12 protein-coding genes are annotated in these 13169 nt (G+C 58.4%); 10 read left to right on the forward strand and 2 right to left on the reverse strand.

The annotated features are described in order from the left end of the window. The first annotated feature begins 289 nt into the window (after window positions 1-289). The 6 genes from rny to hflX all read left to right on the forward strand — a co-directional run bounded on the left by rny (window position 290) and on the right by hflX (window position 7106). Entirely contained in the window at window positions 290-1840 is a 1551-nt protein-coding gene (gene rny / locus BMX94_RS00090) for a ribonuclease Y (RefSeq protein ID WP_091002271.1), read from the forward strand. A 69-nt stretch (window positions 1841-1909) separates the two neighbouring features. Beyond that, complete coding sequence (locus BMX94_RS00095) at window positions 1910-2953, forward strand: ATP-binding protein (RefSeq protein ID WP_091002831.1); 1044 nt, start codon at window positions 1910-1912, stop codon at window positions 2951-2953. A 147-nt stretch (window positions 2954-3100) separates the two neighbouring features. Beyond that, window positions 3101-3418, forward strand: a complete 318-nt coding sequence (locus BMX94_RS00100; RefSeq protein WP_091002272.1) for a stage V sporulation protein S — start codon at window positions 3101-3103, stop codon at window positions 3416-3418. Beyond that, a complete protein-coding gene (gene miaB / locus BMX94_RS00105; RefSeq protein ID WP_091002273.1) occupies window positions 3419-4792 on the forward strand; it encodes a tRNA (N6-isopentenyl adenosine(37)-C2)-methylthiotransferase MiaB in 1374 nt (457 codons plus the stop codon). It begins immediately after the preceding gene. Then, entirely contained in the window at window positions 4789-5763 is a 975-nt protein-coding gene (gene miaA / locus BMX94_RS00110) for a tRNA (adenosine(37)-N6)-dimethylallyltransferase MiaA (protein ID WP_286159964.1), read from the forward strand. Before miaB ends, miaA begins: the two co-directional genes overlap by 4 nt. A gap of 2 nt (window positions 5764-5765) precedes the next feature. Further along, a complete protein-coding gene (hflX, locus tag BMX94_RS00115) occupies window positions 5766-7106 on the forward strand; it encodes a GTPase HflX (protein WP_091002274.1) in 1341 nt (446 codons plus the stop codon). Window positions 7107-7127: 21 nt separating this feature from the next. Here hflX and BMX94_RS00120 read toward each other — a convergent pair whose 3' ends face one another. Both BMX94_RS00120 and lexA read right to left on the reverse strand, forming a co-directional pair. Next, a complete protein-coding gene (locus BMX94_RS00120; protein WP_177171265.1) occupies window positions 7128-7919 on the reverse strand; it encodes a heparan-alpha-glucosaminide N-acetyltransferase in 792 nt (263 codons plus the stop codon). Between the two features lie 5 nt (window positions 7920-7924). Beyond that, window positions 7925-8587: a transcriptional repressor LexA gene (lexA, locus tag BMX94_RS00125; RefSeq protein WP_091002275.1), complete on the reverse strand. Its 663-nt coding sequence runs from the start codon at window positions 8585-8587 to the stop codon at window positions 7925-7927. 797 nt (window positions 8588-9384) lie between these two features. Here lexA and nrdR point away from each other — a divergent pair. The 4 genes from nrdR to BMX94_RS00150 all read left to right on the forward strand — a co-directional run bounded on the left by nrdR (window position 9385) and on the right by BMX94_RS00150 (window position 13160). Continuing rightward, window positions 9385-9834 (forward strand): transcriptional regulator NrdR, encoded by a 450-nt coding sequence (gene nrdR, locus BMX94_RS00135; RefSeq protein ID WP_091002277.1) that lies wholly within the window; start codon window positions 9385-9387, stop codon window positions 9832-9834. Further along, the gene (gene dut / locus BMX94_RS00140; RefSeq protein ID WP_091002278.1) at window positions 9831-10277 is read left to right on the forward strand and encodes a dUTP diphosphatase; all 447 of its coding nucleotides are present in this window, start codon (window positions 9831-9833) and stop codon (window positions 10275-10277) included. The genes nrdR and dut overlap by 4 nt, the downstream gene beginning before the upstream one ends. 92 nt (window positions 10278-10369) lie before the next feature. Further along, window positions 10370-11683 carry an NCS2 family permease gene (locus tag BMX94_RS00145; RefSeq protein ID WP_091002837.1) on the forward strand — a complete coding sequence of 438 codons (1314 nt, stop codon included), beginning with the start codon at window positions 10370-10372 and terminating at the stop codon, window positions 11681-11683. A 163-nt stretch (window positions 11684-11846) separates the two neighbouring features. After that, window positions 11847-13160 carry a solute carrier family 23 protein gene (locus BMX94_RS00150; RefSeq protein WP_091002839.1) on the forward strand — a complete coding sequence of 438 codons (1314 nt, stop codon included), beginning with the start codon at window positions 11847-11849 and terminating at the stop codon, window positions 13158-13160. Window positions 13161-13169 lie beyond the last annotated feature (9 nt).

The following is a 13169-nucleotide window of genomic DNA, read 5'->3' on the forward strand; positions in this document are numbered from 1 at the left end:
GACATACGTCTCCACTGTCCACATATTCCGTGAAGCGCGCTGGGTTTGGGTGTGGGCGGTACCACAACGGTTTGACAGGTATCAAATGCGAACATATGATTGAAAAGCCTGAGAGCGTATCTTCCGCTGGTTTACCAGCTGTGCATTGTTTTGGTTTCACTGCGTCAGCATCATGGACCGTCATGTTTTTTTGGCATCTGCGGCCGGATACCCCCGATGGCGGGTTCCCCAACGTTGTGCGTTGGGGTCTCCTGAACAATCTCGTGATTTCGTCATCTGAGGAGTAGCCATGGAACTTGTCATAGGGATTATCTGTCTAGCTGTGGGAGCTGGGTTGGCGTACTTCTTCCTCGCGGGGAAGAGCAACTCCAAGCTCAAGTCTGCAAACGAGCAGATCGAGAGCGCGCGGGGGAAGGCCGAGCGCATCACCTCTGAGGCGCGCCGTCAGGCGGACACCGCCAAGAAGGAGGCCGTTCTCGAGGCCAAGGAGGAGATTCTGCAGCTCAAGCAGAATTCCGAAGCTGAGGAGAAGAAGCGCAAGGGCGAGCTCCAGTCTATGGAGGGTCGCATCATGCAGCGCGAGGAGTCCCTCGACCGCCGCAACGATGCCTTGGATAAGCGCGAGCGTCAGCTGTCGGGGCTCCAGAGCCAGCTCGATCGTCGCAAGAACGACCTCGATGCCCTCGAGGGCAAGCAGACCACCGAGCTTGAGCGCATTGCTGGTCTCTCCAAGGACGAGGCTCATGACGAGCTCATCTCTCGCGTCCGCGCCGAGAGCGTGCGTGACGAGGCCCAGATTCTTCGCGAGGCCGAGCAGAACGTCCGCGCCAAGGCCGACAAGACCGCGCGCGAGATTATCTCGACGGCCATCCAGCGTTGTGCCGCCGACCAGGCGGGCGAGATAACCGTCACCTCCGTGCACATTCCCTCCGATGACCTTAAGGGCCGCATCATCGGCCGTGAAGGCAGGAACATCCGCACCTTTGAGCAGGTCTCTGGCGTTTCGCTCGTCATCGACGACACTCCCGAGACCGTTGTCCTCTCGAGCTTTGACCCCGTTCGTCGAGAGACGGCTCGCGTGGCCCTCGAGAACCTCATCGCTGATGGACGCATTCACCCCGCGCGCATCGAGGAGCTTTACAAGAAGGCAGAGGACCTTGTCAACGAGCGCGTTCGCGAGGCGGGCGAGCAGGCGGCCTTTGACGCCGGAATCCATGACCTTCACCCCGAGATCGTGAAGACCCTCGGTGCGCTCAAGTACCGCACCTCCTTTGGTCAGAACGTCCTCTCGCACTCCATTCAGGTTTCCGCGCTCTGCGGCATTATGGCCTCAGAGCTTGGCATGGACCCTGCCGCAGCAAAGCGTGCTGGCCTTCTGCACGACATCGGCAAGGCCATCGACCACGAGGTCGAGGGACCGCACGCGGTGATTGGCGCCGACCTTGCCCGTCGCTATGGCGAGCGTCCCGAGATCGTTCACGCCATCGAGGCGCACCACGCCGATGTCGACCCTGATACCGTTCTCGACGTTCTCGTACAGGCCGCAGACGCCATCTCCGCAGCCCGTCCCGGCGCGCGCCGCGAGTCTGCCGAGACCTACATCAAGCGCCTCGAGAAGCTCGAGGAGATCTCGAACGCCCACGAAGGCGTCGAGCGTACCTACGCCATGCAGGCTGGCCGTGAGCTTCACGTGATGGTCGAGCCCGAGAAGATCTCTGACGCGCAGGCAACCGTGCTTGCACACGACATAGCCAAGCAGATTGAGGACGAGATGGAGTACCCCGGCCAGGTCCGCGTGGTTGTCATCCGTGAGTCCCGCGCTGTCGACGTTGCCAAGTAATCGAGAGGCGGCACCGTGGCAGGTGAGCAAGGGTCCAGTTCGGGCGATCTGGCCGATTTCGTCTCTCGTATGGGTGGCGAGCGATCGCTTCGGGTCGAGGAGAACCTCGGCGAGGGCTATGTCCGCCTCCGCGTTGCGGAGGCGGAGCGCCGCCAGGCAAAGCATGACATTCGCTGCGTGGAGGACATGGTAATAGAGCTTCTCCGCAACTCTCGCGACGCGGGCGCAAAGCGCATCTACCTCGCCACATCCCGCGAAGGCGACCTTCGCACCACTACTATCCTCGACGACGGCTCTGGTGTCCCGCAAGACATGCAGGAGCGCATCTTCGAGGCCCGCGTGACGTCAAAGCTCGAGAGCGTTCATGTGGACAGATGGGGCGTTCACGGCCGAGGCATGGCACTTTACTCCGTGAGGGAGAATGCCGTGTCCGCGCATGTGGCGTCCTCCGCACTCGGCAAGGGCACGTCGATAAGCGTCGTTACCGATGCTACCAAGCTCGCCGAGCGGGCGGACCAGTCCACCTGGCCTACGCTCGGCGAGGACGAGGATGGCAAACGCACCTGCGCTCGTGGTCCTCACAACATTGTACGCACCTGCTGCGAGTTTGCGCTCGAGGAGTACGGGACCTGCGAGGTCTATGTGGGCTCTCCGGCAGAGATTGCGGCGACAGCCCGTGCCCGTGTCACCCCATCCGTCGATGGCTCCGATCTGCTCTTCATTGACGACTTGAGTGCCCTTCCTGTTTTGGAGCGTCTTCGTGCGGCAGCGGATGCCAGGGAGCTTCTCTCTGTCTGCAGGGGGCTCGGCCTGGAGATGAGCGAACGGACGGCCCACCGCGTGGTCGCGGGGCAAATCAAGCCCTTGCGAAGCGTCGCCTCGCGCATGCTTCGCAAGGCAGATGCCCCAACTGGTCCTAAGCCCATTGACCTCTACCGTGACAGGCGGGGCCTCAAGCTCTCAAAGCCCGATGCAGAGGAGTTCTCGCGTGTGCTGGCGAAAGACTTCTCCTTCATTGAGGATCGTTATTACGTCTCGTTGGTGAACGACCCCAAGGTGAGGGTTGGCAAGGGTCGCATCACCGTGACCTTTGACTTGGAGGAAGCTGACTAGACGTCCGTGCCAAGTGGTACCTCTGGAATTACACTTCCCGTTTGCATAAACTAGCTGGGACATTACAATCGTTCATATATACATTTTCACCACGGTCGTCCAATCGCACCACACTGACAACCACTGCACTATTGGAGTATCAGCAGCATGGATTTCTTGAAGGTCTCGAGCAAGTCGTCTCCGGCATCGGTTGCCGGAGCCATAGCTGGCATGGTAAAGGATGGGGTTCCCGTCAACATGCAGTGTGTGGGGGCTGGTGCGGTCAATCAGGCCGTGAAGGCGCTCGCCATTGCACGCGGTTTTCTCATCCCCACGGGCGTTGACATTTCCTGCGCCCCCACCTTCTCCGACATCGATATCGCTGGCGAGAAGCGCACGGCGATTCGCTTTGCCGTCTATGTTCACAGGCTCACCCCGCAGAGCACCTCGGCAGATGCTGTTGACAATGGGGAAGTGGTCGCGTAGATGGCTTCCCCTGACGCCCAGGTACTTGTCGGCAAGACCTACAACATCAAGACCTTTGGCTGCCAGATGAACATGCACGACTCCGAGAGGGTCTCAGGCCTTCTCGACTCGTGTGGTTGCATTGAGGTTGCCAACACCGACGATGCCGACATCGTTGTATACATGACCTGCTGCGTTCGAGAGAATGCCGATCAGCGCCTCTATGGACAGGCGTCCGCCATGGTGTCTGCCCCCACACCGCCCTCGGGCAGGCGCATCGTGGCCGTTGGCGGCTGTATTGCGCAGCGCGACGGCGAGCGGCTTCGTGCTCATATCCCCAACGTGGACGTCGTTTTTGGCACAAGCGCACTGGCGAGTCTTCCCAGGCTTCTCGCCGATGCGTTTGGGGAGCAGCCCGGTTCCATCGAGGTTGATACCGAGGAGCCTTGCACTGGCTTCTCGACTGATCTTCCCAGTCATCGCGCCGAACGCTATCACGCATGGGTTCCCATCATGAGTGGTTGCAACAACTTCTGTACGTACTGCATTGTCCCGTACGTGCGTGGCCGTGAGCGCAGCCGTACCATCGAGAGCGTTGTTGCGGAATGTCGCCTGCTCGTCGCCGATGGCGTGCGCGAGATTTGCCTTCTCGGCCAGAACGTCAATTCCTATGGCAGGAACATCTATGGCGAGCCGCGCTTCGCCGAACTCCTTCGTGCGGTTGGCGAGACGGGCATCGAGCGCATCCGCTTCACCTCGAGCAACCCCAAGGACCTCTCGGATGAGACTATCGCCGCCATGGCGGAGGTCCCTGCCGTGATGCCGCATCTTCACCTGGCGGTGCAGTCCGGCTCCACTCGTGTCCTCAAGGCGATGAACCGCAGCTACACGCGGGATGAGTACCTTGCGCTTGTCGGGCGTCTGCGTGCTGCCATCCCCGATATCGCCCTTTCCACCGACATCATCGTCGGCTTCCCCGGCGAGACCGAGGAGGACTTCCAGGACACGCTGTCGCTCGTGCGCGAGGCTGGCTTCTCCTCTGCCTTCACGTTCATCTATTCTCCCCGTCCCGGTACTCCTGCCGCCAAGATGGAAAACGATACGCCGCACGAGGTCATTCAGAATCGCTTCGATCGCCTTGCTGAGCAGGTTGCCCAGCAGGCTCATGACGCCAACCAGGATGACCTGGGACAGCTCGTAGGAGTCTTGGTCGAAGGGCCGTCTAAGCGCGACAGCTCCGTGATGGTCGGCCACAGCGAGAAGAACCGCACCGTCCACTTCCGGCTTCCCGCGGGCATTGGTGCGCAGGATGCCGTGGGTAAGATTGCTCACGTTCGCGTCGAAGAGGCCCGCACCTGGTACCTGCGCGGCTCTGTCGAAGGCGAACTTTCGTGAGCGATTCCGTGGTTTCTGGGCGGGTCGTTTGCATCGTTGGCCCTACGGCTTCGGGAAAGAGCGCGCTTTCCGAGCTCGTCGCCCAGAGCCTCGGGTCTTCCGTTATCTCCGTGGATGCCATGCAGGTGTATCGGGGCATGGATGTGGGTACCGCAAAGACACCCATCACCGAGAGGCACGCGCCTCTTCTCATGGTGGATGTCGCCGATGTGGACGAGGACTACTCGGTCCAGCGCTTCCAGTCCGACGCTCGCTCCTGTGTGGATGGGCTTCTCGGGCATGGTCTTATCCCCGTCCTATGCGGCGGCACCGGCCTCTACCTTGATGCGGTTATTGACGAAATGGACTTCCCCTCAGGTGAGCTTGGCGACGAGCGCCGGCAGAAGTACGAGCGCATAGCCGCTGAGCAAGGCGCTCAGGCGCTCCATGACCTTCTCGCTCGGCGCGATTCTAAGAGCGCGGCTCTCATACACCCCAACAACGTGCGACGCTGCGTGCGTGCGCTCGAAATGCTCGACGAGGGCGTGAGCTACGCCCAGAACCACGAGGGCCTCAAGTCCCGTGTCCCTCACTATGACGCGCGCATTTGGGCCATATCGATCCCTCGCGAGAGACTCTACGCTCGTATTGACCGGCGCGTCGACAAGATGTTCGAGGACGGGCTCGTGGATGAGGTCCGTGGTCTTCGCTTACGCGGCCTTGACCGGTCCCACACCGCTGGCCAGGCCATCGGCTACAAGGAGGTGCTTGCAGCCCTTGCGGGCGAGTGTACGCTCGCTGAGGCAAAGGCTGAGATTAAGCGCCGCACGCGTCACTATGCCAAGCGGCAACTCTCTTGGCTGAGAAGGGATGGGCGCGCTCGCTGGGTCGACGTCAATGAGGTGGAATCTGGACAAGCCTGCAGCATCATTGTCCAAGATGCGCTCGGACACACTGAGCCTTGTGACGGGCTTGGTACGGAGGAGGAATAGCCATGGCCCGCTTTGAGCCTAAGTCCACGGCCCCGGTCCGCGAGAGGGCCATCCTTGTGGGCGTTGACTTTGGGAGAAGCTCAGACTGGACCCTTGACGAGTCAATGGCCGAGCTCGCGCGTCTCGCTGACACAGATGGTGCCGACGTGGTCTTCACGCTTACGCAGCACCTTGAGTCCCCAGTTCCGCGCACGTTCATTGGCAAGGGAAAGGTTGAGGAACTCGTCTCGTACGTGCGGAACCTCGATGCGGACGTTGTAATTTTTGATGACGAGCTTACGCCTTCTCAGCAGTCTAACCTCGAGAAGATCGTGGGCGAGCCCGTCAAGATCATCGATCGTACGGCACTTATCCTCGACATCTTTGGTGTTCACGCGAAAACGCGCGAGGGGCGTCTGCAGGTACAGCTTGCGCAGCTCCAGTACGTTCTCCCCAGGCTTCGCGGCATGTGGAGTCACCTCGTTGGAGAGCAGACCCGTGGTGGCATCGGGTCGCGATTTGGTCAGGGCGAGAGCCAGCTTGAGGTTGACCGCCGTCTGGTTCGCAAGCGTATCTCGACCCTCCGTGATGAGCTTGCTCGTCTCGAAACCAGGCGAGAGGTGCAATCGAAGGCCCGCTGGGACTCCGGGGTCTATCGCGTGGCACTTGCAGGCTATACCAACGCGGGCAAATCGACACTGCTCAATGCCCTCACGGGCTCTACCGTGTACGTGCAAGACGAGCTCTTTGCGACCCTGGACCCAACAACGCGCTCGATCGAGCTCGAGGAGGGCCGAAGGGTCACCCTCACCGATACCGTGGGTTTTATCCAGAAACTACCCACCACGCTGGTGGAGGCTTTCAAGTCGACGCTTGCTGAGGTGAGGGCTGCCGACCTCGTTCTGCTCGTAGCCGACGCATCCGACCCTGGGGTGGATCGGCAGATACATGCCGTGCGTTCCGTTCTGGAGGAGATCAGTGCAAATCAGATTCCTTCCGTTCTTGTACTCAACAAGAGCGACCTCGTTACGGCTGAGGATTTGACAAACATACAGGCGAAGTATCCCGGTGCTGTTACTATCTCGGCACGCGAGGGGACCGGAATCGCTGGCCTGCTGTACCGCGTCGCCCGAGAGGCGTCACGTGGGGATGCCACTGTGACGGTTCTGGTGCCATTCTCCAAGGGCATACTCATGAAGATGGTCCACGAGCGATGCCAGGTGATACGGGAGGTCTATACCGAGCAGGGTTTGCTCGCAACAGTGAGCGCATCAGAGCGCATGCGTTTGACCCTTGCTCCGTATGCTGTGCCTGATGACGATGCGGGCGTCTGGCAGGACAGTTCTCCGGCTACGGAAGAGTAGCCACGACAGGCCAAGCGAAAGCTAAACTACGCCCGTAAGCAGAAGCAACAGAGGTTGGTGCACCACATAGACGAGAAGAGCATGACGGCCCACAAGGTTAAGAAGGGGCACGTTGGCGCGTCTCGCCCAATCAGGGTAGCCTGTTTCCTTGAGCCATGTTCCAATGGCTGTCCCTGTTAGGTACATGAGTACAAAGGGAACGAGGGGGTAGTAGTCTCCTGACGAGAATCCAGGGCCCGGAATCCCCAACCATGCAAGTCCAGAGACACGGTACAGAGAGTGGGGGAGAGCAACCGAGAGGGGACCGATGCCAATGGTCCCTGACGGGAGCCCCAAAAGCAGGATGAAGCACGCAAATAGGATTGCTCCTGCAACTGGCCCCCGGGGAAGCATGCCGAACCTCCCCAAGACCCAAGCTACCAGTGTGCAGGCAGCCATGCAGTAGATGATGCCAAACGAGATGGGTGTGTCGACTGACGCCAGAGCCGTGACAGCATAGATTGTCAACGCAACGGCCCCATAGGTAAGGCCACGCTTGAGATTGTTCCTTGAAAGCGGGCACATGCATCCTGCGATGAACAAGAACGTCCACGATATGCTTGCCCGCCAAATATCTTGGAATGGCGGCGCAAACCAGGTGAGACTGACACCCGCAAGGAATCTCAGGTCGTAGCAAAGGTGGAAGAGTACCATCGATATGACCGAGAAGCCTCTCAGGGTATCGAAGAGACCTATCCTTCCCGGCCCATTGTTTTGGGCTTTCGCAGCAGCAGATGAGACTCGGTTGGTTGTATCGTCAGGCTGATCTGCCATGATGCTTACGAGATGGACCGGACAAGTGCCGTCACACGGCCAAGGATGACCGGGTTGTCGGCATAGATGGGGCTCATGTGATCGTTCTCTGGCTGAAGGCGAATGCGGTCCTTCTCGCGATAGAAGGTCTTGACCGTTGCCGAGTCATCTATGAGGGCAACCACGATCTCTCCGTCATGAGCGTCGTGCTGCTCCTTTACCACTATGTAGTCGCCATCCAAAATGCCGGCATTGACCATCGACTCGCCACGGACTCGCAGTATGAACGAGCTGGAATCCCCAACAATGCTTGTGGGAAGCGTGAGTGACTCCTCAACGTTCTGCTCAGCAAGAATGGGCACTCCTGCAGCAACGCGTCCAACAAGCGGCAGTGTAATTGAGTTCTTGTCAACGTCCTCCTGCACCGAGACGAGCTTTGTCTGGGCTGTTCCATCCTCTGACACCTGCTTGTCAGGAACGACCTCAATCGTTCGTGGCTTCTTTGGGTCTCTGCTGATAAGGCCCATCTCTTCGAGGACCTTGAGGTGCATGTGGACAGTCGAGGGCGAAGCAAGCCCGACGGCAGAGCCAATCTCCCTCACCGAGGGAGGATAGCCGTGCTCGTCTGTATAAGAGCAGATGAAGTCATAGATTGCCCTCTGACGCTTGCTGAGCTTTCCCTTTGGCATGGCGTCTCCTCTCGTTTGAGTTAATCATACTCGCTTGGTAGAAACTTTGCAAACAAATGTTCGAATGAGGCTTGACACGAACAAATGTACGTTGATACTAGAGTACAGATGTTCGGCCTGTTTCGCAAGATTGTAATTTGTGTCCCGCCCAGCAGCTATAAAGGTTCCCGACAAGCACACAAGAGGGGAGCACATAATGACTCACACCATTCGCACGTATTCAACAGAGGGCACTACTGCCCTCGTACCTTCCTACTCGCCACTCGTACTTTTGGATGGCGGTGCTGACAAGCGCGGCAATGATTCGCTCTACCACGCTCCAAGGACTGCTTCTAAGAAACAGCAGAGTTCTCGTTGGGACGTCGTTACTGTTCTTGTCTGCACGGTCCTTGTTACAGCCAGCTTGTTTGGTGCGCTTATTGCAAGCAATGCTGCCAGTGCCTCTCGTATGGCTGTGGCTCTCTCTAACCTTCCTGCCGAGGAAATAACGGTTGCTTCGGGTGATTCCGTTTGGGGCCTTGCGGCGCGGCACAGCGTAGATGGATACAGCACCTCAGAGCTTGCTCGGTGGATCACTGAGAAGAATTCCCTCGGCTCCTGTGAGCTTCATCCCGGACAGTCTCTCCTGGTTCCTGCCTCTTCTTAACGCAGACTGCCTGCTGCGTGGTTTGTATCCCTCGGCTTCTCTTGTCTGCACCATGGGCTCATCTATTCGAGTTTGGTTATTTGCGACATCTTTATGGTGGGATTTTGGACACTTTGTGTTAAGTTCCTAATGGAGTCCATTAGGAGGTTTGATGCGCTGTCCAAAATGCGGGTGCGAGGAGTCAAAGGTCGTCGACTCCAGGCCATCGGAGAGCAATGACGCGATTCGTCGTCGGCGCGAGTGCGTGAAGTGCGGCTATCGTTTCACGACGTACGAGAGACGCGAAGATATGCCGCTCCTAGTGGTAAAAAAGGACGGTCGCAAGGAGACGTTCGACCGCCAGAAGCTCATGCGTGGCCTTCTGGCTGCTACCGTCAAACGCAGCGTGCCAGTTGAATCTCTCGATCGTCTGATTGATGACATCGAGTCTGAACTTCGTGACGAGGGCGTCAATGAGGTTGCCTCGCATGACTTGGGAAGCATGGTTCTCAAGCGATTGGTTGCCGTGGACAAGGTAGCCTACATCCGTTTTGCTTCCGTATACCGCGATTTCAAAGACGTCGATGAGTTTAGCGAGGAGCTGAGGAGTCTCAACAAATGACAGACAACAAGGTCACCCTTCCCATCAAGCGCCTAGATCCCACGGTAGAGCTTCCAAGCTACGCATATGAGGGAGACGCGGGCCTCGATTTACGCTCGAATGAAGACGTCACACTTGCCCCCTTCGAGCGAAAGCTCGTTGGTACCGGCCTTGCCATTGCCATTCCGGAGGGTTTTGCGGGCTTTGTGCAGCCCCGCAGCGGCCTCGCCCTTCGAGAGGGTCTCTCCATGGCTAACACTCCAGGTCTCATCGATGCCCACTATCGTGGTGAGCTCAAGGTCTGCGCAATTAATCTTGATCCGTCTAAAAGCATTCACATCGAGCGTGGCGAGAGAATCGCGCAGCTCGTTATCAAGCAGGTTCCCGCTGTCTCTCTCCAAGAGGTTGACGAGCTCGACGAGACAGACCGCGGCGTTGGTGGCTTTGGCTCGAGCGGAGTCTAGGGCCCTTTCCCCCTTGTTCTCCTGCCGCATGCGCACCTGAGTTGCGGCGGGTTGTCTAGTCCCTTATCTCTCGAGAAGAAAGGATGGGAATGATGGAACAATTCTTTAAGATGGGGGAGAGAGGATCATCCACGGGGCAGGAACTTCGTGCTGGCCTCACCACCTTCCTCGCCATGGCCTACATTATTGCCGTTAACCCCTCCTTGCTCGTTGCTGCGGGCGTGCCCATGAACGCTGCGGTCACCTCGACCTGTGTCGGTGCCGGTATTATGACCATATTCATGGGCCTCTTTTCCAACAGGCCACTTGCCTGCGCTTCTGGCATGGGTATTAACGCCGTCGTTGCCTTTACGCTTGCGGCCATGAACGGCGCCGACTGGCAGGTGTCGATGGCGGTCATCTTTGTCGAGGGCTGCGCGATCCTCATCCTGGTTCTCTGCGGGCTTCGTGAGGCAATCATGGATGCCATCCCCGTCTCGCTGCGCCACGCCATCTCCGTTGGCCTTGGACTCTTCATCGCCATGATTGGCCTGGCAGACGGCGGCATCATCGTTGCCAATGAGTCCACCATGGTATCTTTTGGTGACGTGACGAGCCCCACGTTCCTCGTTGGTCTCATTTCCATTGTTGCCACAGTCATCCTCTATTCGATGAACGTCAAGGGCTCCATCCTCATCGGTATCATCATCGCCGTGCTTTGCGGCATTCCCCTTGGCGTCACGCAGATGCCCGCGGGCATCGTCTCCGCCCTTGATTTCTCCTCATTTGGTGCCCCCTTCATGACGGACTCCACTGGCACTGTCGCCGTTGTCAAGGTCCTTACTACCCCCATCCTTCTCGTCTTTGCGTTCTCCCTCATGATGTCCGACTTCTTCGACACCATGGGAACCGCTATGGCCGTTGCTAAGCAGGGCGAGTTCCTCAACGACGACGGTACCGTTGAGAACATCCGCGAGATCCTGATTGCCGACTCTGCTGCTGCGGCAGTTGGTGGCCTTGTTGGCGCGTCTTCAATCACGACCTTCGTTGAGTCTGCCTCTGGTGCTGCCGACGGTGGTCGTACGGGTCTCACCTCGGTTTTCACCGGTATTCTCTTCATCATCGCGGCCTTCTTCGCGCCAGTCATCTCTATCGTGAGCAGTGCGGCAACCTGCGGTGCCCTTGTCATCGTTGGATTCCTCATGATGACTGATGTCGTCGACATCGATTGGACTGACCTTCTTGAGGGCTTCCCCGCCTTTATGGTCATCGCTGGTATTCCTCTTACATACTCGATCTCCAACGGCATCGGTATGGGTTTCATTGCCTACGTCATCGTTGCCCTGGTTACCGGCCGTGCTAGCAAGGTCAAGCCACTCATGTGGGTCTCAACCGCAGCCTTCCTCGTATATTTCCTGCTTTCATAGGCTGTCGCGGAGCGTTCCAGAAACAGTGATTCAACGGGGACCCGGAGGGATTCTCTTCCGGGCCCCCTCAAAATCAGATGATGTTTGACAACATGCTGGAGAGAGACAACCAAGCGGCTCTATGATCTTTCCGGCTTTGGACAGAAGGAGTGTGGTCTATCGCATGCACAGACACGAACGAGAGATAATCGGCGTCGATGACAGGGTCTCGGTCTCGCGCGCCATCCCGCTGGGCATCCAGCACATGATGAGCATGTTTGGCTCTACGGTTCTCGTACCGGTTCTCACGGGCCTCGACCCAAACGTGGCCATCATGTGCTCGGGCATCGGCACCATCTGCTACCTGCTCGTCACAAGGAACAAGATCCCCAGCTACCTGGGTAGCTCCTTTGCCTTCATCAGCCCAATCGTTATTATCGGCGCCACGAGAGGCCTCAATGCGGCGCTCTCCGGCGTTGTCGTGGCTGGCCTCGTGTTTCTCGCGGTGGCAGGAATCATCAAGCTTGTGGGCACCGGATGGCTTGACAGGCTTCTTCCGCCGGTCCTTGTCGCCTCCGTCATGGTCGTCATCGGCGTGGGACTTTCGGCAACGGCTGCAAAGATGGCCTTCCAGACCACGGCAGCCGATGGAACCACCGTGTTCTATGGGCTTGGCGCCATCATTGCAGCCGTCACGCTTTTCGCTGCCGTCATCTTCTCGAGCATGGGTGGTCTCATTGGTACCGTCCCCGTGCTTCTCGCCATTATTCTTGGCTATCTTGTTTCGCTTGCCTGTGGACTCGTAGATTTTCAGCCGGTCATCGATGCTGCTTGGATTGGCCTCCCCACGTTCCAGCATCCCGTCTGGGATTGGGGCGCCATCGCCCTTATTGGCCCGGTGGCCCTCGTCGTGGTAATTGAGCACATCGGTCACCTGCTTGCCGTCGGCGAGATTGTTGGCAAGGACTACCGCCCCATGCTTCCGCGGTCACTTGCCGGCGACGGCATCTCAACGGTGATCTCGGGTTTCCTGGGTGGCCCTCCAACCACCACCTATGCCGAGAACATTGGCGTCATGAGCGTTACACGCGTCTACTCGACCCAGGTTTTCTGGTATGCCGCTGGGTTCGCTCTTCTCGTCGGCGGCTTCTGCCCTAAACTCGCTGCGCTCATCCGCTCAATTCCGTCTCCCGTGATGGGTGGCGTGAGCCTCCTGCTCTTTGGCCTCATCGCCTCAAATGGTCTGCGGATGTTCGTAACCAACAAGGTTGACTTTGGCATCAACCGCAACCTCATGATTGCGTCTGTTGTCATCATCCTTGGCGTTGGCATGGAGACCTCGGGCATCTCGATCCCCATAGGCCAATATGCGCTGCCCGGTATGGCAACTTCGACGCTCGTCGGCATCATCATGAACCTCGTGCTCCCCATGCCACCTGCAGAGAAGGCGGCAGATGGTTCTGAGGATTCGGAAGCTTCGACCATGCCTGAGGAGTAGTGCGGACGT

Origin of the sequence: Olsenella sp. KH3B4 (genome assembly GCA_900111695.1) — a bacterium.
Classification (GTDB): Bacteria; Actinomycetota; Coriobacteriia; order Coriobacteriales; family Atopobiaceae; genus Tractidigestivibacter.

Coding starts and splice junctions, on each gene's coding strand:
- BMX94_RS00095 (WP_091002831.1), top strand. CDS start 1,910: ATGGGTGGCGAGCGATCGCTTCGGGTCGAGGAGAACCTCGGCGAGGGC.
- BMX94_RS00120 (WP_177171265.1), bottom strand. CDS start 7,919: ATGGCAGATCAGCCTGACGATACAACCAACCGAGTCTCATCTGCTGCT.
- lexA (WP_091002275.1), bottom strand. CDS start 8,587: ATGCCAAAGGGAAAGCTCAGCAAGCGTCAGAGGGCAATCTATGACTTC.
- miaB (WP_091002273.1), top strand. CDS start 3,419: ATGGCTTCCCCTGACGCCCAGGTACTTGTCGGCAAGACCTACAACATC.
- dut (WP_091002278.1), top strand. CDS start 9,831: ATGACAGACAACAAGGTCACCCTTCCCATCAAGCGCCTAGATCCCACG.
- hflX (WP_091002274.1), top strand. CDS start 5,766: ATGGCCCGCTTTGAGCCTAAGTCCACGGCCCCGGTCCGCGAGAGGGCC.
- BMX94_RS00150 (WP_091002839.1), top strand. CDS start 11,847: ATGCACAGACACGAACGAGAGATAATCGGCGTCGATGACAGGGTCTCG.
- nrdR (WP_091002277.1), top strand. CDS start 9,385: ATGCGCTGTCCAAAATGCGGGTGCGAGGAGTCAAAGGTCGTCGACTCC.
- BMX94_RS00145 (WP_091002837.1), top strand. CDS start 10,370: ATGGAACAATTCTTTAAGATGGGGGAGAGAGGATCATCCACGGGGCAG.
- BMX94_RS00100 (WP_091002272.1), top strand. CDS start 3,101: ATGGATTTCTTGAAGGTCTCGAGCAAGTCGTCTCCGGCATCGGTTGCC.
- rny (WP_091002271.1), top strand. CDS start 290: ATGGAACTTGTCATAGGGATTATCTGTCTAGCTGTGGGAGCTGGGTTG.